We start from the raw sequence: 25,889 nt of genomic DNA, 5'->3' as shown, positions 1-25,889 counted from the left end.
GCCGGGGGTGCTGACTAGGCTGGGGTCGACGACGGGACGGCCCCTGCAACGGCCCGTCCCACCAACGACCCACAGCGCGGTGGGCGAAGGGGAGTGGCTTTTCATGGAGTCTGGCGGCGCAATCGTCGGCGGCAGCGCTTCCGCCGAGGTCGAAGCCGGTGCGAGCGGCGACACCATCAGGAATGAGGGTCTGCCTCAGGCGCACCCGGACGACCTGGACGACAGCGATCTCGACGAGCCGCTGCCCAACGGCGAGCGCCTGATCGCGGCCGCGGTCGCGCTGGCCGCCGGCGGCAGCCCCGACACCCCGAGCCTGTCCGACGACCGGCTGGCCGAGGCGCAGCTGGTGCAGCGGTACTGGCGGTTCGCCCCGGACGAGGAACTCGTCGACCTGACCCCGGCCCGCCTGGTCGAGGCCGCCCGCGCGCACCGGCAGCTGGCCGCGTCGCGGATGCCCGGCGAGCTGAAACTGCGCCTGTCGCTGTCCCAGGAACCGCGCCACACCGTCGTGGAGGTCGTCACCGACGACATGCCGTTCCTGGTCGACTCGGTCACCGCGGCGCTGTCCGCGCGTAAGGACGTGCAACTGCTGGTGCACCCGGTGATGGTGGTGCGCCGCGACGAGCAGGGCGACCTGACCGAGGTCTGCGCCGACGTCGAGCCGGACGACGCCATCGCCGGCGACCTGGTCGAGAGCTGGATGCGGATCGAGGTCGGCGCCATCCGCGACGAGGCGGAGCTGGCGGGCCTGCGGGCCGACCTGGAACGGGTGCTCGGCGACGTACGCCGGGCGGTGGAGGACTGGCCGCGGATGCGGGCGCAGGCGCTCGCGCTGGCCGACGAGATCTCCGGGGCCGAGCTGCCCGTGCCCGACCGCGACATCACCGACTCGGTGGACCTGCTGCGCTGGCTGGCCGACCACCACTTCACCTTCCTCGGCTACCGCGAGTACGAGCTGATCCACGTGCCCGGCGCGGCCGGGTCGGAGACCGACCTGATGCGGGCCGTGCCCGGCACCGGTCTGGGCATCCTGCGCGGCGACGAGTCCACCGCCCGCACGCTGGAGTCGATGACGCCGGAGGCGCAGCAGAAGGCGCTGGAGAAGCGCCTGCTGGTGATCACCAAGGCGAACTCGCGGGCCACCGTGCACCGCTCGGCCTACCTGGACTACATCGGCTTCAAGATGTTCGACACCGACGGCAACGTCGTCGGCGAGCGCCGTTTCCTCGGCCTGTTCTCGTCGGCGGCCTACCGCACCAGCGTGCGGGACCTGCCGGTGATCCGCCGCAAGGTGGACAACGTGCTGGAGCGCTCCGGCCTGTCCGCGCGCAGCCACTCCGGCAAGGACCTGCTGGAGATCCTGGAGACCTACCCGCGCGACGAGCTGTTCCAGATCAGCACCGACGACCTGTACCAGGCCGTGACCGGGGTGCTGCGCATGGCGGGCCGCCGCCAGCTGCGGCTGTTCCTGCGCCGGGACGGCTACGGCCGGTTCATCTCCTGCCTGATCTACCTGCCGCGGGACCGGTTCACCACCGCGCACCGGCTGGCCATGCAGGACATCCTGCTGCGCGAGCTGAACGGCGTCGGCGTCGACTACACCACCCGGGTCAGCGAGTCCAACCTGGCGCGGATCCACTTCATCGTGCGCACCGACCCCAACGACCCGCCCGGCGAGGTCGACGCCGACGCGCTGGCCGAGATGCTGGGCGACGCCACCCGCAACTGGGACGACGACTTCCGGCTGGTGCTGGAGCGCAAGGTCGGCGACGAGCAGGCCAAGCTGCTGGCCGCGCGGTACACCGACGCGCTGCCGGAGACGTACAAGGACGGGCACCTCCCGTACGAGGGCGCGCAGGACCTGGCCAAGCTGGAGCTGCTGGACGAGCCCGGCCAGCTGGAGATGCACCTGTTCCGGCGGCGCTTCACGGCCGGCTCGGGCAGCGTGGTCGAGGCCACCACGCCCGGCAACGACGTGCGGTTCAAGGTGTACCGGCACGGCGAGCCGATGCTGCTGTCGGCGGTGCTGCCGGTGCTGCACTCGCTGGGCGTGCGGGTCACCGACGAGCGGCCGTACGAGGTGCGCCGCGACGACGCGACCGTGTTCGTGTACGACTTCGGCCTGCAGTTGCCCGCGGGCGCGCGGGACCTGGCCGAGGTGCGCGCACACGTGGAGAACGCCTTCGCCGCCGCGTGGCGGGGTGAGGCCGAGGTCGACGGCTTCAACGAGCTGGTGCTGCGCGCGGGCCTGACCTGGCGGCAGGTCGTGGTGCTGCGGGCATACGCCAAGTACCTGCGCCAGGCCGGCACGGTCTTCGCGCAGGAGTCGATGGAGGCCACGTTCACGGCATACCCGCAGATCGCGGCGATGCTGGTGGCGCTGTTCGAGACCCGGTTCAACCCGAAGCTGCAGCTGAGCGACGCCGAGCGCAGCAGCCAGGCCAAGGAGCTGATCTCGGCGATCGGCCGCCAGCTGGAGTCCGTGTCGAGCCTGGACCAGGACCGGATCCTGCGCAACTACCTGACGCTGATGCAGGCCACCCTGCGTACGTCCTTCTTCCAGAAGGCGGCCGACGGGCGGCCGAAGTCCTACATCGCGTTCAAGCTGGACCCGCAGGCGATCCCGGACCTGCCCGCGCCGCGGCCCAAGTTCGAGATCTTCGTGTACTCGCCCCGGTTCGAGGGCGTGCACCTGCGCTTCGGCGCGGTGGCCCGGGGCGGGTTGCGCTGGTCGGACCGCCGCGACGACTTCCGGACCGAGGTCCTGGGCCTGGTCAAGGCGCAGATGGTCAAGAACGCGGTCATCGTGCCGGTCGGGGCCAAGGGCGGGTTCGTGCTCAAGCAGGCCCCCGCCGCGGGTGACCGCGACGCCCTGCAGGCCGAGGGGGTGGCCTGCTACAAGCGGTTCATCTCGGCGCTGCTGGACATCACCGACAACCTCGACGCGGGCAAGATCGTGCCGCCGGCCGACGTGGTGCGCCACGACGGTGACGACCCGTACCTGGTCGTGGCCGCGGACAAGGGCACCGCCACGTTCTCCGACATCGCCAACGAGATCTCCGCGTCGTACGGGTTCTGGCTGGGCGACGCGTTCGCCTCGGGCGGCTCGGCGGGCTACGACCACAAGGGCATGGGCATCACCGCCCGGGGCGCGTGGGAGTCGGTCAAGCGCCACTTCCGCGACCTGGGCCAGGACACCCAGACCGAGGACTTCACCGTCGTCGGCGTGGGTGACATGTCCGGTGACGTGTTCGGCAACGGGATGCTGCTGTCCGAGCACATCCGGCTGGTCGCCGCGTTCGACCACCGGCACATCTTCCTCGACCCGAACCCGGACCCGGCGGCCTCGTTCGCCGAGCGGGCCCGCATGTTCGCGCTGCCGCGCAGCTCCTGGGCCGACTACGACACCACGCTCGTCTCCGAGGGCGGCGGCGTGCACCCGCGCACCGCCAAGTCGATCCCGGTCACGCCGCAGGTCCGGGCCGCGCTCGGGCTGGCGGACACGGTGACCGCGATGAGCCCGGCCGAGCTGATGAAGGCGATCCTGCTCGCGCCGGTCGACCTGCTGTGGAACGGCGGCATCGGCACCTACGTCAAGGCGACGACCGAGTCGCATGCCGAGGTAGGCGACAAGGCCAACGACGCTATCCGGGTCAACGGCGGGCACCTGCGCGCCCGGGTCGTCGGCGAGGGCGGCAACCTGGGCCTGACCCAGGCCGGACGCATCGAGTACGCCCGCAGGGGCGCGCAGGGCGCGGGCGGCCGGATCTTCACCGACTTCATCGACAACACGGCCGGCGTCGACTGCTCCGACCACGAGGTCAACATCAAGATCCTGCTGGGCGCGGACGCCGACCTCACCCTCGAAGCCCGCAACCAGCTGCTGGCCAGCATGACCGACGAGGTCGCCGCACTGGTGCTGCGCGACAACTACGGCCAGGCCACGGCGCTGGGCAACGCCCGCGCACAGACCCTGTCCCTGCTTCCGGTGCACCGCCGGCTCATCACCGAACTGGAGCGCTCCGGACGGCTGGACCGGGCACTGGAGGGCCTGCCCACCGACGAGGAGCTGCTGTCTCGCGCGGAGAACGGCGAGGGCCTGTCCACGCCCGAGTTCGCCGTGCTCATGGCGTACGTGAAGATCGCGCTGGAGGAGGAGATCGTCCACTCCGACCTGCCCGACGACGCGTGGACCGCGCAGACCATGGCCGACTACTTCCCGACGCCGCTGCACGGCATGAGCCGGCAGATGGCCGAGCACCGGCTGCGTCGCGAGATCGTCACCACGGTGCTGGTCAACGAGACGGTCAACCGGGGCGGCATCACGTTCGTGCACCGTACGGTCGAGGAGACGGGTGCGTCCGCCGCGGACGTGCTGCGGGCCTTCGAGATCGTGTGGGAGGTCTTCGACCTGCCCGCACTCTGGGCGGCCGTGGAGGCGACCGACAACCGGGTGCCGACGGCCGCGCAGACCGCGGTCTACCTGAAGGCCCGCCGGCTCATGGACCGGGCGGTGCGCTGGCTCATCCAGAACCGGCGCTCGCCGCTCGACGTGCCCGGCGAGATCGCCCGGCTCAAGCCCGGCGTGTCCGCGCTGGCTCCGCGCATGAAGGAGATGTTCCTGGGCGCGGAGCGTGAGGGCATCGCCGAGCACGAGGCGGAGCTGGTCGGCCTCGGCGCGCCGCAGGACCTGGCCGAGTGGGGCGCCCGCACGCTGTACAGCTTCGCCCTGCTGGACGTGGTGGAGGTCGCCTCGGCGACCGGCCGTGACCTCGACGAGGTGGCCGGCGTCTACTTCGTGCTGTCCGAGCGCTTCCGCGTCGACGAGCTGCTCACGAAGATCTCGATGCTGCCCCGCGACGACCGCTGGCAGACCCTGGCCCGGATGGCCCTGCGCTACGACCTCTACGCGGCCCTGGCGGCCCTGACCGGCGAGGTCCTCGCGGCCTCCCCGTCCGGCACCCCCCAGGAGCGCGTGACCCAGTGGGAGCAGCGCAACGCCGCCACGATCGCCCAGGCCCGCAAATCCATCGCCGAGCTGGAGGGCATCAAGGCCGACCTGGCCCCCCTCTCCGTCCTCCTCCGCCAGATCCGCACCCTGGTCCGCACCGCCGCCGCCTGACCCGCCGTCGCGACGATCTTGCGTGGACTGTGGGGATGACACGCCCGAACAGGGCGTATCCCCAACAGCTCGCGCAAGATCGTCGCGGTCTCGAGGTGCGGGTCAGCCGAAGAAGGTCTTTGCGCGGGTGAGGGCTTCGGAGTCGGCGGTGATGTCGCCGGGGCGGTTGCCGTAGCCCAGCAGGGCGCCGCCCCAGTTCATCTTCAGGTACTCGGCGGACAGGCGCAGGGTGCCGACGAGCGGGTCGGCGGTGGTGTGGTCGGTGGAGCTGAGCACGCTGACCGTCCACAGCGTCCTGCCGCGCATCCGGGCTTTGAAGCCGGCGCCGGGCACGCGCAGCCAGCCTGCCCAGTAGTCGAGGTAGAGCTTGGCGGACGCGGACACGCTGTACCAGTACAGCGGCGAGACGATGACCAGGTTGTCGGCGGCCAGAGTGGCGTCGAGCAGGATCTTCTCGGCACCCTCGGGCTGGGGGTAGACGCCGTCGCCGGCGTGCCGGACGTCGTCGAACGGGGCCAGCGGCAGCTCGCGCAGGTCGAGCCAGGTCTGCTTGGCGTGTGCGGGCAGTTCGGCGGCGGCGGCGCGGGCCAGCGTCTCGGTGTTGCCGCCTTCCCGCGCCCCAGCGAGCAGGAAGAGGTAGGTGCTCGGGTCGTCGTGCGGCACGGCCGGTTCTCCCGTCGGAAATGATTCATGCTCACGCATTAGATGCGTGAGCATGAATACTGCCATCGAGCCGGACCGGCAGTCCAGTCCGGAGGGACGTGACGCCGGTTACGAGGCGAGGCCCAGGATCTCGGCGGCGGCGCGGCCGTTGGCGTGGCTCGCGCCGTACGTGGTGACGAAGGCCTTCACGCCGCTCGGCCGCCACCCGGCGGGCCAGCCCATCTCCACCACGGCCAGCGGGTGCACCGCGGCCAGCTGCTCGGCCAGTGACCGGGCGGCGGGGTTGCGGTGGGTGTGCCGGCCGACGAGCACGATCGGCCGCCCGGCGGCGGCGTCGATGAGCGCGCCGGCGCTGGTCTCGTCGGCGGCCACGGCCAGCTGCGGGGTGCCGTCGAGGTGCGGGGACAGGCCCCACGGCACCGCGCCCTCGGCGATGGTGTGCCCGGCCCGCAGCTGCACCACGAACGGCTGCTCGAAGCCGGTCAGGCTGCCCTCGACACTCACCGCGCGCCGCGCCGCGTCGTAGCCCAGCCGCGGGCTGAGCTCGATCTCCTCGATGCCGTGCGTCCAGGCGGCGAGGGATTGGTTGCGGGCGACGGCCTGCTCGACCCGCGCGACGGGCAGCGTGCCGTCGGCGATCGCACCGGCGATCGCGGCGGCGACATGCTCGGTGATCTCCAGGTCGATGTCGGCGCCGAGGCACAGCAGGTCCGCGCCGGCCCGCAGGGCCCGCACCGCCGCCGGGCCGATGCCGCCCGCGGCCCGTGCCGCGCCCTGCATCTCCAGCGCGTCGGTGACCACGCAACCGGTGAAGCCGTACTCCTTGCGCAGCACGTCCACGAGCAGCGTCTCGCTGAAGGTGGCCGGGTCGTCGCCGGTGATCGCGGGCACCCGGATGTGCGCCGTCATGATCGCCTTGGTGCCCGCCGCGATGACGGCCGCGAACGGGGGCAGCTCGCGGTCGCGCAGCAGCTGCGGGGACACGTCGACGGTCGGCAGCTCGAGGTGGGAGTCGGCGATGGTCGCGCCGTGCCCGGGGAAGTGCTTGGCGCAGGCGGCGACGCCGGCCTGCTGCAGGCCGACCACGGCCGCGGCGGCGTGCGCGGCGACGCGGACCGGGTCCGCGCCGAACGAGCGGGTGCCGATGACCGGGTTGTCGGTGGCGGTGTTGACGTCGACGGTCGGCGCGAGGTTCAGGTTGATGCCGACGTCGGCCAGCTCCCGGCCGATGGAGTGGTAGACGCGGCGGGTCAGGTCCAGGTCGCCGATCGCGCCCAGCGCCGCGTTGCCCGGGTACGGGCTCCCGGTGCGGTGGGCGAGCCGGGTGACGTCGCCGCCCTCCTCGTCGATGGCGATCAGGGTGTCGCGGCGCGCGGCGCGCAGCTGCGCGGTGAGCCCGGCGAGCTGCACCGGGTCGGCCACGTTGAACCCGAACAGCGTGTAGCCGGCCAGGCCTTCGCCGAGCAGGCGGGTGGCCCAGTCGGGGGCGGTGTGGCCCGGGAACGCGGCGAGCATGGTGCGCAGTGCAAGCCGGCGCAGACCTGGATCAGTGGTCACGGTGTCCTCCGCTTCGACCCGACTTGGTGGTGGGCCCTTCGGCCAGTGTGTCGGGTCTTGCCATCCATAGTGGTTTTGTGCGCGTAGGCCGTAGGCTACGGCCGTACCGGTTAAGGTAACCCAATCTAATAAGAAACTTTACTAAAAGCCAGCGCGCGCCGATACCGGTGTTGCTGCACGCCGAACTCTAGGATGACGCACCATGGCCGCAGTTTCCCAACCCGGCACCCCTCGACTGCTCCGCGCGCTGAACGACCGCGCCGCGCTCGAGCTGCTGCTGGCCCGGGGCCCGCTCACCCGTTCCCAGCTCGGCGAGCTGACCGGACTCTCCAAGGTCACCGCCTCCCAGCTGGTCGAGCGGCTGGAGGAGCGCGGCCTGGTGCGCCGGGTCGGCGAGCAGGCGGGCGGGCGCGGGCCCAACGCGCAGCTCTACAACGTCGCCCCGAACAGCGCATACGTGGTGGGCGTCGAGGTGGGCGACGAGCACGTGGTGGCCGCCTGTGCCGACATCACGGGCGCGGTGGTGGGCCGGGTGGAGGTCTCCACCAAGCCGGACGCGAACGGCGGCGGCGAGGACCCGGTCCGGCTGGTGCACAACGCCGTCGTCCAGGCGGCCGAGCAGGCCGGCGCGCAGCTCGGCGACGTGCGGCGGATAGTGCTGGGCACCCCGGGTCTGGTCGACCCGAACACCGGCGACATCGTCTTCGCCTTCAACCTGCCCCGCTGGCAGCGCGGCCTGGCCGCGGCCCTGCGCGACGACCTGCACACCACGATCGTGTTCGAGAACGACGTGAACCTGGCCGCCGTCGCCGAGGCCCACGCGGGCGCGGCCCGCGAGGTCGGCGACTTCCTGCTGGTCTGGATCGGCCAGGGCACCGGTCTGGCCGTCATGCTCGGCGGCCGGCTGCACCGCGGCACCTCCGGCGCGGCGGGCGAGATCGGCTACCTGCCGGTGCCCGGCGCGGAGATCCCGCGCGAGGTCAGTCGGCGCGGCAAGGGCGCCTTCCAGCAGGTCGCGGGCGCGGACGCGGTCCGCCAGGTGGCCCGCGAACACGGCTTCCGGGCGGGCACCGCGGCCGAGGCGGTCAAGGCGGCCATCGCGGCCGGCACCAAGGGCGGTCCCGTGCTCGACGAGGTCGCCCGGCGGCTGGCGCTGGGCGTGGCCGCCTCCTGCATCGTGCTCGACCCGCCGCTGGTCGTGCTGGCCGGCGAGGTCGGCGCGGCAGGCGGCACGCCGCTGGCCGAGCGCGTGCAGCACGAGGTCGCCGCGATCAGCCCGGTGGCCCCGCGGGTCGTGGTGACCGGCGTCGCCGACGAACCCGTGCTCCAAGGCGCGCTGCTCACCGCCCTCGACGCGGTCCGCGACGAGGTCTTCGGTTCCACCGTCGACTGAGTCTCCACCGCGTGAAGCGAGGGGGATGAGATCGACTCATCCCCCTCGCGCCCGGCAGGAGGGTCAGGTCAGGTCGCGGCGGCGGAAGTTCGCGAACGCGGCGGCGATCAGGGCGGCCGTGAGACCCGCCAGGACCATGCCGCCACTGAGCCGGGTGATCACCAGGTCGCCCGAGCCGTCCAGGCCTGACCAGTACTTCAGGTCGCCGGTGACGAAGGCGGACAGGTAGCTGGACAGGAAGTACGGGTCGTACGGCAGCATGCCGCCGATCTCGAAGACGATGCGCGCGCCCGCCTCCCAGACCAGGAAGTAGCCGACCGCGATGCCCAGTGCGGCCGCCGTGTGCCGGGCCAGCGTGGCCAGCGCGAAGGCGCACGCCGCGGCGGCCGCCGACAGCGCGATGCCGCGCCCGCTCAGCCCGGCGAGCTCGACCCAGAAGGCCGCGTCGACGTCGCCGGTCCAGCCCGAGGTGTACGCGATCAGATAGAACACACCCACGTAGAGCACCGTGAACAGGGTCGAGAACAGCGCGACGCAGCCGGTCAGCGCGGCGAGCTTGGCCCCGAGGATCGAGGAGCGCTGCGGTCGCCACAGCAGCAGGTTGGTGATGCCGCCGCTGCTCATCTCGGCCCCGATGAACGATGCCGCGATCACGAAGGCGAAGAAGCTGAGATACACCGCCAGGAAGACGGTCAGGCCCCGGATCTCCTGCTCGAACACGAACGCGTCCTCGAGGTAGTGCCAGGCCTGGACGTCGGCCGGATCGCCCGCGGCGTCGCAGCCGCCGGTGAACGCGTCCTCCGCGGCCTCCCTGTCCTGGCGGAACGCCGCCTCGCAGTTGGCCTTGAACTCGATCAGGCTCGCACGCCGTTCCGCAGCGGTCCGTTCCGCGGATGCCCAGGCCTCACCGCCGGGCCGCGCCGAGCTGGCCAGCGTCGTCGCGGCCGTGATACCGAAGACGGCGAGCAGGCCGATCACCATGACGTGGGTGAACCGCCGCGACAGCAGCCGGCTCACCTCCGCACGCACCAGATTCATGCCGTCTCCTCGCTGCGCTCGCTCATGCTTGCTCCTCGCTTCGCACGTCGAGGTCGATGAAGTTGTCCGTGGGCGGGCGGCGGCGCGTCGGCACCGCGACCTGCGGAGGGGCGTCGGGGACGGGCCGGGTGCCGGTGAGGTCCAGGAAGACGCTCTCCAGGTCGGGGGTGAGCGGGGTGAGCTCGGTCAGCCAGAGACCGGCCCGGCCGAGCGCCTCGCTGATCGCGGCCGGGCCGCTGACGCCGGCGACGAACAGCGCGCCGTCGGCCGTGCGCACCGTCGCGCCCGCCGCCCGCAGCAGCTGCGCGGCCTGCTCGGTGTCGGCGACACGAACCAGGTGCTCGCCGGTGTCGTGCCCGGCCAACACCACCGAGACGGGGCCGTGGGCGACCCGGCGGCCGCGGTCGATGATGGTGACCGAGTCGCAGACCTGCTCGATCTCGGACAGCAGGTGGCTGGAGAGCAGCACGGTGACGCCCTGGGCGGCGAGGTCGCTCATCAGGGTGCGCATGGCGTGGATGCCGGAGGGGTCCAGCCCGTTCGCGGGCTCGTCCAGGATCAGCAGTTCCGGCTGCTTGAGCAGGGCGGACGCGACGGCGAGCCGCTGGCGCATGCCGAGCGAGTACACCTTGACCGGCTCGTCGGCGCGGTCGCGCAGCCCGACCGTGGTCAGCGCCTCGTCCACCCGGCCGCGGGGCAGCCCGCCCGCGGTGGCCAGCAACTGGAGGGTCTTGCGCCCGCTGAACGGGGTGAAGAAGGCCGGGCTCTCGACGATCGCGCCGACCCGGTGGGCCACGTCGCCGAACCGGGCGCTGGGCGTGTCGAGGATCCGCATCTCTCCCTCGTCGGGCCGCAGCAGGCCGAGCAGCGTACGCAACGTGGTGGTCTTGCCCGAGCCGTTGGGTCCGAGGAAGCCGTGGACCTGGCCCTTCTCGACGTACATGTCGAATCCGTCGAGCGCGGTCTTCTCCTCGCGAAACAGGCTGTGGAACGTCTTGCACAGCCCGCTGATCTCGATCACGGCGGTCACAGCGCCTCCCCAATCGGTCTGTGTGCCGCCACACCGTATGCGATCCGGCGGCGGTCGTGGGGTCCCGGCGGCGGCCAGACTGTGATCTGGCTGGCAGGTCGCACCGGTGCGGGGGCGAGCGTGATTGGATATCGCCTGTGTCAGGACTGCACCGCGTCGCCCAGAACGTCCACGAGGTCAACCGGGCCGTCGCCCCGGACGACCCCGATCTCGTGATCGCCGCCGAAGCCGTCGACGTCGTACGCGAGGGCAAGCACCTGCTGCGTGACATCTCGTGGCGGGTCGAGCTGGACGAGCGCTGGGTGGTGCTCGGCCCCAACGGGGCGGGCAAGACCACGCTGCTGCACCTGGCCGCGGGCCGCGCGCACCCGACCAAGGGCGCGGTGTACGTGCTCGGCGAGCGCATCGGCCGCGTCGACATGAACGAGCTGCGCACCCGGATCGGGCTGTCCACGGCGGCGCTGGCCGAGCGGGTGCCCCCGGGCGAGCTGGTCCGCGACGTGGTGGTCACCGCGTCCTGGTCGGTGGTGGGCCGCTTCAACGAGTCCTACGACCCGATGGACGAAGCCCGAGCCGCCGAGCTGCTCGACGAGTGGGGCATGGCCGGGCTGGCCCAGCGCCAGTACGGCACGCTCTCCGAGGGCGAGCGCAAGCGCACCCAGATCGCTCGCGCCCTGATGACCGACCCCGAGCTGCTGCTGCTGGACGAGCCCGCGGCCGGGCTGGACCTGGGCGGCCGGGAGGACCTGGTGGCGCGGCTGTCCGAGCTGGCCGCCGACCCCGACGCCCCCGCGCTGGTGCTGGTGACGCACCACGTCGAGGAGATCCCGCCGAGCTTCACGCACGCGCTGCTGCTGCGTGAGGGCGGCATCGTCGCGGCCGGGCCGATCCCGGAGACGATCACGTCGGACAACCTGTCGGCGACGTTCGGCCTGCCGCTGGAGGTCACCTCGGTCGAGGGCCGCTTCACCGCCCGCGCCCGCTGACCCGCGCCCGCTGAGATCGCGGCACCCGGTCACCGGGCGCGCCGCGGCTGCGGACACGGTCCGCCCTGGTCGGTGCGGTCGCCGCCGCCCAGGTGGGCGGAACCGCCGCCGGCCTTGCTCCGACCGGTCACGATCGTAGGTATGCGCACGCTCCTGAACATTCTGTGGTTCATCTTCGGCAGCGGTTTCCTGCTGGCCATCGCGTACGGCCTGGCGGGCATCATCTGCTTCATCCTGATCGTGACCATTCCGTTCGGCGTGGCCTCGTTCCGGATCGCCCGGTACGCGCTGTGGCCGTTCGGGTACACCATCGTGGAGAAGCCCAGTGCCGGGCTGGCCTCCACGCTGGCCAACGTCGTCTGGCTGATCGTGGCGGGCTGGTGGCTGGCGCTGACCCACATCGTCGCCGGCATCGCGCTGTGCATCACGCTGATCGGCATCCCGTTCGGCGTCGCCAACTTCAAGCTGGTGCCGGCCGCGCTGTGGCCGCTCGGCCGAGAGATCGTCGAGCGCCCCTGACCGGCCTGTCCGTGCCGTGGCCCGCTCGTCCGGTGACGTTCCGGAACGAGCGGGCCGCCGTGCGACCGCCGCGGGCCGGTGGCGGCTGCGCTACCGGTGCTGTTCGAGGGCGCGCTGGATGGATCGGTAGATGCGGCCGAAGCGCGACTCGTCGGCGACGCGCAGCAGGAGCAGCTCGCGGCCGCGCCATACCGCCCAGATCTCGTGCATGGAGATGCCCTGGTCGTAGCTGTGGTCGAGGCGGTGCAGCGTCCACTCCAGCGCGGGGCCGGCCAGGCCGACCAGCAGCACCACGATGGCCAGCGGCACCAGCACCCGGCCCGCCGCGCCGGGATCGCCGACGGTGGCCGCGACCAGGTAGATGAGCCCGAGCAGGGCCAGCACCGCGCCGACCACGACACCCGCGTTGAGGGCGCCGCGCCCGGCCAGCCGGCGCATGGACCGCGGATCTGCGGTGATCTCGCGGTGCCAGACGTACTCCAGCTCTTCGAGCCGGAAGACGCGGTCGTGGATGTGGATCGCGGTCGAGGTGACTTCGACCGCGGGATCGCGGTAATAGACGATCATCGCAGCCTCCGGCCCTCACCGTAAGCGATGCACGCAAACCGCCTAAGCTCGTCCTATCGGCACTCGATGAGGAGGCAGCGGTGGGCGAGTTCGTGAACGTGGAAGTCGACGCAGGCATCGGCACCATCCGGTTGGAACGCCCACCGATGAACGCGCTCAACGTTCAGGTGCAGGAGGAGCTGCGGGCCGCCGCGCAGGCCGTGACGGCCGACAGCCGCATCGCCGCCGTCGTCGTCTACGGCGGACCCAAGGTCTTCGCGGCCGGCGCCGACATCAAGGAGATGGCGGACATGTCGTACGTAGACATGTCGGCTCGCGCCGGTGCGCTGAGCAGCGCCTTCGACGCCGTCGCGCGCATCCCGAAGCCGGTCGTCGCGGCGATCACCGGTTACGCCCTCGGCGGCGGCTGCGAGCTGGCGCTCGCCTGCGACTGGCGGGTCGTGGCCGAGGACGCCAAGCTCGGCCAGCCCGAGATCAAGCTGGGCATCATCCCCGGCGCGGGCGGCACCCAGCGGCTGGCGCGCCTGGTCGGCCCGGCCAAGGCCAAGGACATCATCTTCTCCGGCCGTATGGTCGACGCCGAGGAGGCCCTGGAGATCGGGCTCGCCGACCGGGTGTGCGCCGCGGACATGGTGTACGACCAGGCCAAGGCCCTGGTCGCGAGTTACGTGAACGGCCCGGCGCAGGCGCTGAAGGCGGCCAAGATGGCCATCGACGGCGGCCTGGACCGCGACCTCGCGGCCGGTCTGGCCTGGGAGTCCCAGCTGTTCGCGGCGCTGTTCGCCACCGAGGACCGGCGCGAGGGCATGACCGCGTTCGTGGAGCGCCGCCAGCCGAAGTTCATCGGCCGCTGAGGCTGCCGCGACCGGGGCTTCGTGCCCGGTACCTGTCCCACACCGGCGCGCCGCCGGATCACGCGTGGCGCGCCGGCAACCGCCGCCCGGCGAGTTTGTGAGTCCTCTTCATATTTTCTCGCGTGCTGGATAGGCTCCCGGCACACGAAGGGACACGGTCATGGCTGAGACCTCTGACAGTGCAGTTTCCGGCCACGGCGGGCAGCTCGCGCTGGCCGCGTTGCAGGCCGCGGGCGTACGCGAGATGTTCACCCTCTCCGGCGGGCACGTCTTCCCGCTGTACGACGCGGCCCACCAGGCCGGGGCCGGCTCGGACGGCAAGGCGGTGATGCCGCTCTACGACGTGCGACACGAGCAGACCGCCGTGTTCGCCGCCGAGGCGGTCGCCAAACTGCAGCGCCGCCCCGGCGTCGCGGTGCTCACCGCCGGGCCCGGTGTCACCAACGGTGTCTCCGGCCTGACCAGCGCCTTCTTCAACGCGGCACCGGTGCTGGTGCTCGGCGGAAGGGCCCCGCAGTTCCGCTGGGGCTCCGGGTCGCTGCAGGAGATCGACCACCTGCCGATCGTCGCGCCGGTCACCAAGCATGCCGCCACCGTCACGTCCACCGACGACATCACCTCGGCCGTGACCACCGCGCTGGAGCACGCCCTGACCCCGCACCGCGGGCCGTCCTTCCTGGATCTGCCGCTGGAGGTCGTGTTCAGCACCGGCGACGGCAAGGCGGTCGCGCCGCGGGTCGAGGTGCTGGAGCCGGACCCGGACCTGGTCGAGAAGGCGGTCCGCCTCATCGCCGGAGCGCAGCGCCCGGTGATCATCGCGGGCTCTGATGTGTACGGCGGGGACGCGACCGAGGCGCTGCGGGCCGCTGCCGAGGCGCTGACCGTGCCCGTCTTCGCCAACGGCATGGGCCGCGGCACGCTGCCGCCGAGCCACCCGCTGGCCTTCGCCAAGTCCCGCCGCAAGGCCCTGGACGGGGCGGACGTGGTCGTCGTGGTGGGCACCCCGCTGGACTTCCGGCTGGGCTTCGGCGACTTCGGCGCGGCCAAGGTCGTGCACGTCGTCGACGCGCCGAGCCAGCGCGCCGCGCACGTCGACGTCGCCGTCTCGCCCGCGGGCGACCTGCGCACGATCCTGTCCGGGCTGGCGGCGTACGCCGGAGACCGGGTGGACCACACCGACTGGGTGGCCACGCTGCGCACCGCCGAGCAGGCCCAGGCCGCCAAGCACGAGCTGGAGATGCAGGCCGACACCGAGCTGATCAAGCCGGCCCGGGTGTACGGCGAGCTGCGCAAGGTGCTCGCCGCGGACGCGGTCACCATCGGCGACGGCGGCGACTTCGTGTCGTACGCCGGGCGCTACCTGGAGCCCTCGGTGCCGGGCAGCTGGCTGGACCCGGGGCCGTACGGCTGCCTCGGCACCGGCATGGGCTACGCGATGGGCGCCCGGGTCACCTACCCCGACCGCCAGATCTGCGTGCTGATGGGCGACGGCGCGGCGGGCTTCTCGCTGATGGACGTCGAGTCCCTGGTGCGCCAGCAGCTGCCGGTCGTCATGGTCGTCGGCAACAACGGCATCTGGGGCCTGGAGAAGCACCCGATGCGCGCCATGTACGGCTACGACGTGGCCGCCGACCTGCAGCCCGGCCTGCGCTACGACGACGTCGTCAAGGCGCTGGGCGGCGGCGGCGAGACCGTCGCCAAGGCCGCCGACCTCCCGGCGGCGCTGTCCCGGGCCTTCGCTGCCGGCGTTCCGTACCTGGTCAACGTCATCACCGACCCGGGCGACGCCTACCCCCGCTCCGCCAACCTCGCCTGACGAAAGACGAAGGGCGCCTTCTCGCCGCTGTCCGCGGCAGAAGGCGCCCTTCTCTGTGGTCAGGCGGAGGAGGGCCATGTGTTCGCCGACATCGAGGGTGCTCGGCGGCGTGGTCCCAGGATGGCACCATATGACCACTTAACGTCGCCAACTAGTCACTTTGCGTAACTCTGCTGCGTTGATCACGTGGGTTATGACCCGCATCAACCAGACAGGGGACACCGTGTCACGTAGACATCTTCTTTCCGCCGGCGCAGCGCTGGCGATAACCGGCGCATTCGCGATCGGCGCCACGCCGGGCACGGCGTCGGCGGCCCCCGGCCCGTCGGGCCGACTCGAGGCGGCCTCGCCCGCCAAGTCCATTGCCGGTCGAGCCGTCGGCGCCGCCACGCGTGCCGAGGTTCCGCTGCCCGTCGACCTGCGCATCACCAAGGAGGCCACTCCGGATCCCGTGTACGCCGGGCAGGAGCTGACCTACACGATCTTCGTCACCAACGAGGGCCTGACCACGGCGACCGGCGTGACGGTGACCGACACGCTGCCGGCAGGCGTGCAACTGCTGTCCTCGACACCGTCGTGCACCGGCACCACCGTGCTCACGTGCCCGGTGGGGCCGATGGGGGTCCTGCTGCCCGGGCAGACCGTCCCGCTGGTGATCCAGGTCGGCCTTCCGGCCGACTTCCAGCCCAGGTCCCTCACCAACGAGGCCACCGTGGCGGCGGCCGAACGCGACATCGATCCGGGCGACAACGCCGCCACCACGATCACCGTGGTCAAGCGGTCGGCCGACCTCGCCGTGACCAAGGTGTGCAAGCCCGACGTGCCCGCCCCGGCAGGCACCCAGGGCTTCTGCGACATCTACGTCGACAACCTCGGCCCGTCCGACGCGGTGGCGGTGGAGTTGACGGACGTGCTCACCTCGGCCGCACCGTTCCAGCTGGTGGGCGTACGGCTGCTCGCGCCCGACACCTGCCTGCCGACCAGCTCGGGCCCGGTCACCAGGCTCGTGATCGAGTGTGACCTGAACACGATCCCGGCCGGCGGCCGGAAGGTCGTCCGGGTCACCGTGTCCGCCGATGACGTCTCCCAGGTCAACGACGTGGCCACGGTGCAGAGCACGACCAAGGACCCGGACGCCTCCAACAACAAGGCGACCGGCCGGCTCGACTTCGTCGGCTCGGCCGACCTGAGCCTGGACAAGACCGGTCCGGCCACGGTCGTGGCAGGCACGCAACTGACGTACGAGATCAAGGTGACGAACGGCGGTCCGTCGACCGCGAACGACGTGACCGTGCGCGACACGCTGCCGGCCGGGGTGAGCTTCGTTTCGGCGACGTCCGCGGCGGGGACCTGCACCAACGGCCAGCCGACCGCCCGGGACCTGGTGTGCGGTCTGGGCAACCTGCCCAACGGCGGGACCGCGACGGTCACCGTCGTCGGGCTGGTGGCGCCCGACGTGGTGCCCGGCACGCGCCTGTTCAACGAGGCGGTGGTGTCCAGCGCGACCGCCGACAAGGACAACAACGACGTCCGTGACAGCGTCCCGACAGTCGTCAGCGCGTCGGCGGACCTGTCGGTGACGAAGACGGACTCCCCGGCGACGGTGCTCGCGGGCAACAAGCTGACCTACACCCTGACCGCCGCGAACGCCGGGCCCTCGGACGCGCAGGTGACCGTCCTGACCGACACCCTGCCGGCGGGCACCGCCTACGTGAGCGGTGTCGACGGCAACGACGCCACGGTGTGCACCCTCGTGCAGCCGAACCAGGTGGTCTGCGCGCTGGGTGTGCTCCAGCCCGGCCAGACGAAGAAGGTCTACCTGACGGTGCTGGTGGCGCCGTCGGTCGCCACGGGAACCACGCTCACGAACACGGTGAAGATCTCCTCGGCCACGCCCGATCCGACTCCGGGCAACGACACCGCCACGGAGACGACGCAGGTGACGACGTCGGCAGAGCTGTGGATCGACAAGACGGGCACGGTGACCTCGAAGGACAAGCGGACGGCGACCTTCATCGTGACCGTGCACAACGACAAGGGCTGCGAGACCGAGACGGTGTCGACACCGCAGCCGAACTGCGGCGCGGGCGGCCCGTCGGATGCGCAGAACATCGTGGTGGTGGACAAGCTGCCGCTGAAGTCGAAGGAGGTCGAGGTCGAGTACCTCTCGCCGCAGTGTTCCTACGATAAGGACAGCCACGCGGTGACCTGCACCGCGACGACCCTGCCGGCCGGCGCGACGGTCGCCTTCGAGATCCGGCTGAAGTTCAAGGACGACTGCAAGATCGAGAACACGGCAACGGTGAAGAGCTCCACGCCGGACCCCGTGCTCACCAACAACACGAACACGATCAAGCTCACCGTGAAGAAGTAGCAAAAGTCGATCTGGATGGGTTGTGGCCGTTTCGGCGACCACAACCCATCCAGATTCGTTGAGGCGGCCGCCGGTCAGGCGGTGACGGGCTCCGGCTCGGACTCCTGGGTGGCGGGTGACGCCGCAGGAGCGCGTCCGGCGACGAGGACCGCGCCGAGTGCCCACGGGATCCAGACGACCTCGGTCAGCACGCGCAGCAGGGCGGGGGAGACCGGCAGGTACGGGATCATGACGAGCCCGTGGTCGATCGCGCCGAGCAGCGCGAAGACGGCCACGATCAGCGTGGTCATGCCCAGCTTGCGGGCATGCGTGCCGCGCAGGGCCAGACCCAGCAGGGCGAAGCCCGCACCGTACAGGGCGAGGCCGATCGGGTGCAGCACGCTGCCCATGTCGATGGTGCCGAAGACGCCGACGGTCAGGCCGCCGACCGCCAGCAGCAGCCCGAGCAGGGCCCGCTTCGAGGCGCGCAGGCGGCGGTAGTACAGCCCGATCGCCAGCAGCCCGAGCAGGACCGCGCCGCCGAACGCCCACTTCACCTCGATGCGCGCCAACCCTGAGGCGGCGTACTCGCCGTACCAGTCGCAGTCCGAGGGCAGGTGCTGCCGTCCGCCGTCGTAGCCGGCGCAGGCGTACATCTTCAGCGTTCCGGCGGGCTCACCGAGGTAGCGGTGCGAGCCGATGGCGGGCAGGTCGTCGTCGCCGCAGGCGGGCACGGTACGGATGTTCGTGTCGGACATGTCCGTCCAGCAGCTGCCGACGCCCTGCCCGTCCCACCAGAAGTTCAGCCCGTTGGGCTTGGCCTCGCCCTTCTCACTGACCCCCATGACGTTGTCGAGGTAGCGGTTGTGGTGCGAGGTGTCGAACTGCTGCGCGAACTCGGTGTCGTTGCGCACGAAGCCCGGCACGAAGCTGGTCACGAACCCGGAGTACCGGTTGCCGTAGATGTGGTTGCCACGCCAGATGTTGTAGTTGCCGCCCGGGTTGACCACGCCCGCGCCGACCGGCAGGCCGACGGCCGGGCAGACCACACCTTGCTCGTACCCGCGCTCGGCGAACGGCTTCTTGCAGGTGCCGTCGACGATGTGCCGGTAGTAGTCGGTGTTGTTGTTCGCGATGACGTTGTTCTCGAACTTCGAGTGGTTCTGCGGCATGCCCGGGTGGTCGGGGAAGGCGCTGTCGGTGGCGATGCCCGCGGTGTTCTCGGTGAACACGCTGTCGTGCACCCAGACCGAGTCACCGGCGGTGCCGGAGTAGCCCAGCGTGTTGTGGTGGCCGTAGCAGCGCTGGATCTCGACGGCGTAGCGCGGGACGTCGTGGCCCCGGTCCTTGTTGATGTTCGAGGCCGCGCCGGGGTAGAAGGCCGAGTCGCCGTTGCCGTAACCCTCGCAGTCGGTGTAGAGGCCGTGGTCGACGGCGAAGGTGAGGAAGGCGTACTCGTCGTTCCACCGGCCCATGGTCCGGTCGACCACGAAGCCGTCGGTCTCCATGATGTAGAAGGCGTTGAACTGCGCCCGCTGCGCGGACATGTTGCGGAAGTACACGCCGTCGGCGTTGTCGGCCCGGATCGCGTTGAGCTTCTTGTACTGGGCGTCGATCAGCACGTCGGCCGGGGCCGCGCCGGTGCCCTCCAGCTGGAGGTTCTTCTTGCCGAGGATGGCCACCAGGTTGGCCAGGTGCGGGCAGGCGAGCTGCTGGTCCCAGGTGAGCACCGGGTAGCCGTAGATCCGGCCGCGTACCGCGCCGTTCTCCATGGCCGCGCAGGTGGGGCTGGCCGGGGCGATGCTCGGCTCCTCCAGGTATACGCCCGGCAGGATCTTGATGTTGGTGCCCGGCAGGTGGGCGGCGTCCACGGCCTGCTGGATGTGGCGGAAGCCCTCCTTCTGGCACTGCGTCCACAGCTGCTCGTTGGCCGCCTTGAGGTCGGCGGGGAAGGCGGCGATGCGGGTGGCGAAGTCGGCCGGGTCGGTCTTGCAGACCAGCAGGGTCGGCCCCTCGGTGCGGTACACCGGGACGCTGCCGGTGCCGTCCAGCTCGCGGGTGGGCCGTTCCTCGTGGGCCGAGGCCGCGGTGGCCGGAGCGAGTATCGCTATCGCCGCCACGGCGACGATGCCGAGCAGACGTGTGTATGCCTTCATGGCGGCGCAGCCTAGAGAATCTTTCACATTCACACCAGACCCCGTGGGGTGACACGCTGCTTCATCTGTCCGGGTGGCAGTCCTGGTGCAAACATGAAAAGTTCTCTAAACTCCGCGCGACGGGAATCACACCTGGCCCGAGGGACCCCCCATGACCGAACCGGCCACGCTCGCTACGGCTGACCCCGCAACGCCCCCGCCCGCTCCGTTCGCCGAGCCGGAACGGCCGATCACCGGCCGCTGGATTTCCCTGTTCGCGCTGGCCTGGCTGGGCATCTGGATGGCGCAGCTGACCCCCGTGCAGCTGATGCTGCCGATCCAGGTCGAGGCGCAGCTGAAAGCCACGGACTGGGTCGACAACGTGGTCGCCTTCGGCGTCGTGTCCGGCATCGCCGGCGCGTTCGCGCTGATCGCGTACCCGCTGACCGGCGCGCTCTCGGACCGCACGGTGTCCCGGTTCGGCCGCCGCCGGCCCTGGATCGTCTTCGGCGCGCTGCTGTTCGCCGCCTCGCTGGTGGTGCTCGGCCTGCAGGACGACATCGTCGGCATCGGCGTGTGGTGGACGCTGACCCTGGTCGGCTTCTGCGTGCTCACCGCCGCGCTCACCGCCACCATCTCCGACCAGGTCCCGGTAGGCCAGCGCGGCTACGTCTCCGGCTGGATCTCCGCGCCGCAGGCGATCGGCACCATCCTCGGCATCGTGCTGGTCACCGCGCTGGCGCTGAGCCAGATCATCGGCTACGCCCTGATGGCCGGGCTGCTGGTGCTGCTGGTGCTGCCGTTCGTGCTCGGCGTGCCCGACCAGGTGCTGCCGCGCGCGGCCCGGTCGCCGTTCAGCCTGAAGGAGCTGGCCGCCGGCTTCTGGATCAGCCCGCGCCGCTACCCCGACTTCGGCTGGACGCTGCTCAGCCGCATCCTGGTCAACGTCGGCAACGCGCTGGGCACCACGCTGCTGCTCTACTTCCTGATGTACCACGTCAAGGTGGCGGAGGCCGAGGACGCGCTGCTCGTCCTCACGCTGATCTACATGCTGTTCGTGGTGCTGGCCGCGCTGTTCCTCGGCCGCCTGTCCGACCGCATCGGACGGCGCAAGGTCTTCGTTCTCGTCTCGTCGGGGTTGCAGGGCGTCGCGGCGCTGCTGCTCGCGTTCTTCCCGAACCTGACCGTGGCCACCGTCGGCGCGGGCCTGCTGGGCCTGGGCTACGGCTGCTTCCTGTCGGTGGACCAGGCACTGGCCACCCAGGTGCTGCCGGACCCGGCGTCGCGCGGCAAGGACCTCGGCATCATGAACATCGCCACCGCCGTGCCGCAGGCCGTGGCCCCGCTGCTCGGCGCGTTCGTCGTCGCCGAGTGGGGCGGCTTCGGCACGCTGTACCTGGCGTCCGGTGTCATCTCGGTGCTCGGCGCGCTCGCCGTGCTGCCGGTGAAGGGAGTGCGCTGATGACTCTGGCGCTGCAGGTGTCGCCGCCGACCACGGCCCGGCCGTGGGAGGACGCCGACGCGTACTGGTCGGCGATGAACACGGCGACCGCGGCGCTGGATCCGGTGTTCGGCGCGGTGAACCTGGCCGCGCTGTCGTACAACGCGCACGACCTGGCCCGCCGCGCGAACGGCGTGCCGATCCGCATCGCCAGCAAGTCGGTGCGCTGCCGCGGGGTGCTCGACGCGGTGCTGGCACTGCCGGGCTACCACGGAGTGCTGGCGTACACCCTGGCCGAGGCGCTGTGGTTGGCCGAGACGATCGACGACGTGGTCGTCGGTTACCCCAGCGCCGACCGGGACGCGATCGCGCGGCTGGCCGCCTCGCCCGAGCTGGCCCGCCGGGTCACCATCATGGTCGACTCCGTGGACCATCTGGACCTGGTGGACGCCGTCGTCGCGCCGGCCGCGCGCGCGGAGATCCGGGTCGCCATCGAGCTGGACTCGTCGTTCAAGTCGCGGCTGCTCGGGCACATCGGCGTGTGGCGCTCGCCGGTGCACGGGCCCGAGCAGGCCCGCGCGCTGGCCGAGGCGATCGTCGCCCGGCGCGGCTTCCGGCTGGTCGGCATGATGGGGTACGAAGCGCAGGTCGCCGGGCTGGGCAACGCCCCGAAGGGCAGCCCGGTGCGCGGTGCCCTGGTGCGCGCCTTGCAGCGCTCGTCCATGGCCGAGCTGCTCGAACGCCGTGGTGCGGCCGTCGCGGCGGTGTCGGAGCTGGCCCCGCTGGAGTTCGTCAACGGCGGTGGCACCGGCAGCCTGGAGGTCACCGGCGCGGACCGCTCGGTGACCGAGGTGGCGGCCGGTTCGGGGCTGTTCGGCCCGCACCTGTTCGACAACTACGCCCACTTCACCCCGGCGCCCGCGGCCGCGTTCGCGCTGCCGGTGGTACGCCGCCCCGCCCCGGACCGGGTCACCCTGCTCGGCGGCGGCTGGATCGCCTCCGGCCCGCCCGGCGTGGACCGGCTCCCGCAGATCGTCTGGCCGGCCGGGCTGAAGATGGTGCCCCGCGAGATGGCGGGCGAGGTGCAGACCCCGGTGACGGGCGAGCCTGCGACCCGGCTTCGCCTGGGCGACCGCGTCTGGCTGCGGCACACCAAGGCGGGCGAGCTGTCCGAGCACGTCAACGAGCTTCACCTGATCGACGCAGACACGGTCGTCGGGGCTCTGCCCACGTACCGTGGTGAAGGAAAGGCATTCCTGTGAGCAGCGAGGAACGAGCTTGCGAGTCCCGCAGTCGCGAACTGACGGTGGCACTGTGAGCAGCAGCACCGTGTGGCGGAACTGGAGTCGGATCGAGAGCGTCACCCCGGCGCGGGTGGCGTATCCGGGCGGCCCCGACGAGGTGGTGCAGGCGATCGCCGCCGCGCGCGCCGACGGGCTGCGGGTCAAGCCGATCGGCGCGGGCCACAGCTTCACCGGCATCGCGGTCGCCCCCGGCGTGCAGCTCGACCTGCGCAACCTGCAGGGCGTACTGACCGTCGACGAGCAGCGCCACCGGGTGAAGCTCGCCGCGGGAACCCACCTCTACCGCCTGCCCGAGCTGCTCAAACCGTACGGCCTGGCACTGCAGAACATGGGCGACATCGACGCGCAGACCATCGCGGGCGCGACCTCGACCGGCACGCACGGCACCGGGCACGCGTTCGGCGGCCTGGCCACGCAGATCGTCGCGCTGACCCTGGCCACCGCCGACGGCCGGGTGCTGGAGATCTCCGAGAACAGCAATCCCGAACTGCTCGACGCGGCTCGGCTCGGCCTGGGCGCGCTCGGCGTGCTGCTCGACATCACGGTGCAGTGCGTGCCCGCGTTCCAGCTCCAGGCGATCGAGAAGCCGGAGCCGCTGGCGCAGGTGCTTGCCCAGTGGGAGCAGCGGGCGACGGGCGTGGACCACTTCGAGTTCTACTGGTTCCCGCACACGCAGACCGCGCTGACCAAGAGCAACACCCGGCTGCCCATGGACGCCCCGCGCAAGCCGCTCGGGAGCTTCCAGCGCTGGCTGGACGACGACTTCATGTCCAACACCGTCTTCAACGGGGTCTGCCACCTCGGCAAGGCCGTGCCCGCACTGACCCCGCCGATCAACCGGCTGGCCCAGCGGCTCACCAACAACCGCGAGTTCACCGACGTGTCCACCTCGGTCTTCACCACCAAGCGCGAGGTGCGCTTCCGGGAGATGGAGTACGCCCTGCCGCGCGAGGAGGTGCCCGACGTGCTGCGCGCGCTGGACCGCCTGATCACGCAGAACGGCTGGCGCATCTCCTTCCCGGTCGAGGTGCGGGCCGCCGCGCCGGACGACATCTGGTTGTCCACCGCGCACGGGCGCGAGACCGGCTACGTGGCGATCCACCGGTTCTTCAAGGAGGACCCGCACACCTACTTCCGCCTCGCCGAGCAGATCTTCCGCGCGCACGGCGGCCGCCCGCACTGGGGCAAGATGCACTACCAGGACGCGGGCACGCTCGCCCCGACGTACCCCCGGTTCGGCGACTTCCTCGCGGTGCGCGACAAGCTCGACCCCGAGCGCGTCTTCGCCAACGACTACCTGGACCGGGTGCTGGGCGCGTGATGGACCCCAGTATTCCTAGGGATTTCCAGCTCGGGGTCGCCACCGCCGCGTACCAGATCGAGGGTGCGGTGGCCGAGGGCGGGCGCGGGGTGTCGGTATGGGACACGTTCTGTGCGCAGCCCGGCCGGGTGCTCGGCGGCGACACCGGTGCGGTCGCCTGCGACCACTACCACCGCTACGAGCAGGACCTTGACCTGGTACGCGAGCTCGGCGCCGACGCGTATCGCTTCTCCGTCGCATGGCCGCGCATCCAGCCCGACGGCAGCGGACCGGCCAACCCGGACGGACTGGCGTTCTACGACCGGCTCGTCGACGCGATGCTGGCCCGCGGCATCGAGCCGGTGGCCACCCTGTTCCACTGGGACTCCCCGCAGGCCCTGGAGGACGCGGGCGGCTGGCTGTCGCGTGACACCGCCGAACGCTTCGGCGAGTACGCCGCCCTGATGGGCGCGCGCCTCGGCGACCGGGTCGGCAAGTGGATCACCATCAACGAGCCGCACTCGGTGACCCTGGCCGGCTACGCCACCGGCGCGCACGCCCCGGGCCACGCGCTGCTGTTCGACGCGCTGCCCGCCGCGCACCACCAGCTGCTCGGCCATGGCCTTGCGGTGCAGGCACTGCGCGCCGCCGGAGTGGCCGGGCAGATCGGCATCACCAACGTGCACACGCCCGTCGTGCCGGCCTCGGACCGCTCCGAGGACCAGCTCGCCGCCGCCCTCTACGACCTGATCGCCAACCGGTTCTTCGAGGACCCGGTGCTGCTCGGCCGGTATCCGCAGGCCCCGGAGCCGTTCACGGAGCTGTTCGGGGCGTTCGCCGCCGTGCCCGCCGCGGACCTCGCCGTGATCAGCTCACCGCTGGACTTCTACGGCGTCAACTACTACTACCCGAGCCGGGTCGGCATGGCGGATCCGGACGCGGCCACCGACCACACGCCCGAGGGCGACTTCGCGCGGGTCGGCGAGCTGCCGTTCGCCTTCGCGGAGATCGAGGGCGTGCCGCGGACCGGCTTCGGCTGGCCGGTCAGCCCGGCCGGGCTCGGCGACACCCTCGACGAACTGTCCGAACGCTACGGTGACCGGCTGCCGCCGGTGTACATCACCGAGGGCGGGGCCAGCTTCCCCGACGAGGTCGCCCCGGACGGCTCGGTGCCCGACCCGCGGCGCGTGGACTACCTGCGCGAGCATCTCGCGGTGGCGCTGCGCAAGCGGGCGGACGGGCTCGACCTGCGCGGCTACTTCGTGTGGAGCCTGCTCGACAACTTCGAGTGGGCGGCCGGGTACAGCCAGCGCTTCGGGCTGGTGCACGTCGACTACCCGACGCAGCGGCGTACGCCCAAGGAGTCCTTCCGCTGGCTCGCGCGGCGGCTGCGCGAGCGCGCCTAGTCGTCGGCCTTGTCCTGCTTGCGCAGCTCCTCTTCGCGGCGGCGCAGGTCCATCTCCCACTTGCTGAGCAGCTCGCGGTCGGCGGCGGCGGTCTCCCGCTGCTCCTTGGCGAGCCGGCGCAGGAACTCCGGGTCGTCGTCGGGGGCGAGCCCGCGCCCCGGGCGCTGTTGCTCGGGGAAGCCGCTGCCCTGCCGCCACACCTTCGGATCAGGTGTCCGTTCGCGGCCCACCACGAACCAGGCGATGGCCCCGATCGGCGAGAACAGCAGGATGATCAGAACCCAGCCCCAGCGCGGCAGCGCGTTGAGGCGGTGCTCCTCCGCGGACAGGCAGCTGATCAGCGCAGCCACGGTCAGCACGAGCTCGGCGAGGAAGATGAACATCCACAGGCGTCCCACGGCGTAG

18 protein-coding genes are annotated in these 25,889 nt (G+C 71.5%); 11 read left to right on the top strand and 7 right to left on the bottom strand.

Features of this window, described 5'->3' with window-relative positions; all coding sequences use genetic code 11:
* Positions 1-103 precede the first annotated feature (103 nt).
* Positions 104-5,122 carry an NAD-glutamate dehydrogenase gene (locus F9C41_RS30135; protein WP_155390189.1) on the top strand — a complete coding sequence of 1,673 codons (5,019 nt, stop codon included), beginning with the start codon at positions 104-106 and terminating at the stop codon, positions 5,120-5,122.
* Between the two features lie 102 nt (positions 5,123-5,224).
* Here F9C41_RS30135 and F9C41_RS30130 read toward each other — a convergent pair whose 3' ends face one another.
* Positions 5,225-5,785, bottom strand: coding sequence for a flavodoxin family protein (locus tag F9C41_RS30130; RefSeq protein ID WP_230690126.1), 561 nt, complete (start codon positions 5,783-5,785; stop codon positions 5,225-5,227).
* A gap of 108 nt (positions 5,786-5,893) precedes the next feature.
* Complete coding sequence (locus F9C41_RS30125; protein ID WP_155390187.1) at positions 5,894-7,342, bottom strand: glycoside hydrolase family 3 protein; 1,449 nt, start codon at positions 7,340-7,342, stop codon at positions 5,894-5,896.
* A gap of 202 nt (positions 7,343-7,544) precedes the next feature.
* Between F9C41_RS30125 and F9C41_RS30120 the strand changes: the two genes are divergently transcribed.
* Complete coding sequence (locus F9C41_RS30120; RefSeq protein WP_120318387.1) at positions 7,545-8,735, top strand: ROK family transcriptional regulator; 1,191 nt, start codon at positions 7,545-7,547, stop codon at positions 8,733-8,735.
* Between the two features lie 63 nt (positions 8,736-8,798).
* On the opposite strand, the gene F9C41_RS30115 is transcribed toward F9C41_RS30120, so the two are convergent.
* A complete protein-coding gene (locus F9C41_RS30115; RefSeq protein ID WP_155390186.1) occupies positions 8,799-9,773 on the bottom strand; it encodes an ABC transporter permease subunit in 975 nt (324 codons plus the stop codon).
* A 22-nt stretch (positions 9,774-9,795) separates the two neighbouring features.
* The gene (locus tag F9C41_RS30110) at positions 9,796-10,803 is read right to left on the bottom strand and encodes an ATP-binding cassette domain-containing protein (protein ID WP_155390185.1); all 1,008 of its coding nucleotides are present in this window, start codon (positions 10,801-10,803) and stop codon (positions 9,796-9,798) included.
* A gap of 146 nt (positions 10,804-10,949) precedes the next feature.
* Between F9C41_RS30110 and F9C41_RS30105 the strand changes: the two genes are divergently transcribed.
* Positions 10,950-11,789, top strand: a complete 840-nt coding sequence (locus F9C41_RS30105; RefSeq protein WP_155390344.1) for an ABC transporter ATP-binding protein — start codon at positions 10,950-10,952, stop codon at positions 11,787-11,789.
* A gap of 141 nt (positions 11,790-11,930) precedes the next feature.
* The gene (locus F9C41_RS30100) at positions 11,931-12,308 is read left to right on the top strand and encodes a YccF domain-containing protein (RefSeq protein WP_155390184.1); all 378 of its coding nucleotides are present in this window, start codon (positions 11,931-11,933) and stop codon (positions 12,306-12,308) included.
* Between the two features lie 90 nt (positions 12,309-12,398).
* On the opposite strand, the gene F9C41_RS30095 is transcribed toward F9C41_RS30100, so the two are convergent.
* The gene (locus tag F9C41_RS30095; RefSeq protein WP_155390183.1) at positions 12,399-12,875 is read right to left on the bottom strand and encodes a DUF6232 family protein; all 477 of its coding nucleotides are present in this window, start codon (positions 12,873-12,875) and stop codon (positions 12,399-12,401) included.
* Between the two features lie 80 nt (positions 12,876-12,955).
* On the opposite strand from F9C41_RS30095, the gene F9C41_RS30090 reads away from it, so the two are divergent.
* From F9C41_RS30090 to F9C41_RS30080, 3 genes are all read left to right on the top strand, one after another.
* Complete coding sequence (locus tag F9C41_RS30090; RefSeq protein WP_155390182.1) at positions 12,956-13,729, top strand: enoyl-CoA hydratase/isomerase family protein; 774 nt, start codon at positions 12,956-12,958, stop codon at positions 13,727-13,729.
* A 160-nt stretch (positions 13,730-13,889) separates the two neighbouring features.
* The gene (locus F9C41_RS30085) at positions 13,890-15,545 is read left to right on the top strand and encodes an acetolactate synthase (RefSeq protein WP_155390181.1); all 1,656 of its coding nucleotides are present in this window, start codon (positions 13,890-13,892) and stop codon (positions 15,543-15,545) included.
* A 193-nt stretch (positions 15,546-15,738) separates the two neighbouring features.
* Entirely contained in the window at positions 15,739-17,919 is a 2,181-nt protein-coding gene (locus F9C41_RS30080; RefSeq protein WP_155390180.1) for a DUF7507 domain-containing protein, read from the top strand.
* A 74-nt stretch (positions 17,920-17,993) separates the two neighbouring features.
* Here the strand turns inward: F9C41_RS30080 and F9C41_RS30075 are convergent, their stop codons facing one another.
* Entirely contained in the window at positions 17,994-20,054 is a 2,061-nt protein-coding gene (locus tag F9C41_RS30075; RefSeq protein ID WP_155390179.1) for an MFS transporter, read from the bottom strand.
* A gap of 151 nt (positions 20,055-20,205) precedes the next feature.
* Here F9C41_RS30075 and F9C41_RS30070 point away from each other — a divergent pair, with 151 nt between their 5' ends.
* From F9C41_RS30070 to F9C41_RS30055, 4 genes are all read left to right on the top strand, one after another.
* A complete protein-coding gene (locus tag F9C41_RS30070) occupies positions 20,206-21,495 on the top strand; it encodes an MFS transporter (RefSeq protein WP_155390178.1) in 1,290 nt (429 codons plus the stop codon).
* Positions 21,496-21,569: 74 nt separating this feature from the next.
* Positions 21,570-22,736 carry an amino acid deaminase/aldolase gene (locus F9C41_RS30065; RefSeq protein WP_230690144.1) on the top strand — a complete coding sequence of 389 codons (1,167 nt, stop codon included), beginning with the start codon at positions 21,570-21,572 and terminating at the stop codon, positions 22,734-22,736.
* Between the two features lie 52 nt (positions 22,737-22,788).
* Positions 22,789-24,099 carry a D-arabinono-1,4-lactone oxidase gene (locus F9C41_RS30060; protein WP_230690125.1) on the top strand — a complete coding sequence of 437 codons (1,311 nt, stop codon included), beginning with the start codon at positions 22,789-22,791 and terminating at the stop codon, positions 24,097-24,099.
* The gene (locus F9C41_RS30055; protein ID WP_155390342.1) at positions 24,099-25,484 is read left to right on the top strand and encodes a GH1 family beta-glucosidase; all 1,386 of its coding nucleotides are present in this window, start codon (positions 24,099-24,101) and stop codon (positions 25,482-25,484) included. The genes F9C41_RS30060 and F9C41_RS30055 overlap by 1 nt, the downstream gene beginning before the upstream one ends.
* Here F9C41_RS30055 and F9C41_RS30050 read toward each other — a convergent pair.
* The gene (locus F9C41_RS30050; protein ID WP_155390176.1) at positions 25,481-25,882 is read right to left on the bottom strand and encodes a PLD nuclease N-terminal domain-containing protein; all 402 of its coding nucleotides are present in this window, start codon (positions 25,880-25,882) and stop codon (positions 25,481-25,483) included. The two genes, F9C41_RS30055 and F9C41_RS30050, sit on opposite strands and share 4 nt — an antisense overlap.
* Positions 25,883-25,889: the final 7 nt, after the last annotated feature.

Source organism: Catellatospora paridis (assembly GCF_009720365.1).
GTDB lineage: Bacteria > Actinomycetota > Actinomycetes > Mycobacteriales > Micromonosporaceae > Catellatospora > Catellatospora paridis.
Note: the sequence above shows the minus strand (reverse complement) of the source record. Positions and strands in the feature narration are given on the sequence as shown.

Bases quoted from the DNA above. Each gene is read 5' to 3' on its own strand.
- F9C41_RS30080 (WP_155390180.1), top strand. From the start codon at position 15,739: ATGACCCGCATCAACCAGACAGGGGACACCGTGTCACGTAGACATCTT.
- F9C41_RS30120 (WP_120318387.1), top strand. From the start codon at position 7,545: ATGGCCGCAGTTTCCCAACCCGGCACCCCTCGACTGCTCCGCGCGCTG.
- F9C41_RS30095 (WP_155390183.1), bottom strand. From the start codon at position 12,875: ATGATCGTCTATTACCGCGATCCCGCGGTCGAAGTCACCTCGACCGCG.
- F9C41_RS30085 (WP_155390181.1), top strand. From the start codon at position 13,890: ATGGCTGAGACCTCTGACAGTGCAGTTTCCGGCCACGGCGGGCAGCTC.
- F9C41_RS30115 (WP_155390186.1), bottom strand. From the start codon at position 9,773: ATGAATCTGGTGCGTGCGGAGGTGAGCCGGCTGCTGTCGCGGCGGTTC.
- F9C41_RS30100 (WP_155390184.1), top strand. From the start codon at position 11,931: ATGCGCACGCTCCTGAACATTCTGTGGTTCATCTTCGGCAGCGGTTTC.
- F9C41_RS30135 (WP_155390189.1), top strand. From the start codon at position 104: ATGGAGTCTGGCGGCGCAATCGTCGGCGGCAGCGCTTCCGCCGAGGTC.
- F9C41_RS30075 (WP_155390179.1), bottom strand. From the start codon at position 20,054: ATGAAGGCATACACACGTCTGCTCGGCATCGTCGCCGTGGCGGCGATA.
- F9C41_RS30070 (WP_155390178.1), top strand. From the start codon at position 20,206: ATGACCGAACCGGCCACGCTCGCTACGGCTGACCCCGCAACGCCCCCG.
- F9C41_RS30065 (WP_230690144.1), top strand. From the start codon at position 21,570: ATGAACACGGCGACCGCGGCGCTGGATCCGGTGTTCGGCGCGGTGAAC.
- F9C41_RS30055 (WP_155390342.1), top strand. From the start codon at position 24,099: ATGGACCCCAGTATTCCTAGGGATTTCCAGCTCGGGGTCGCCACCGCC.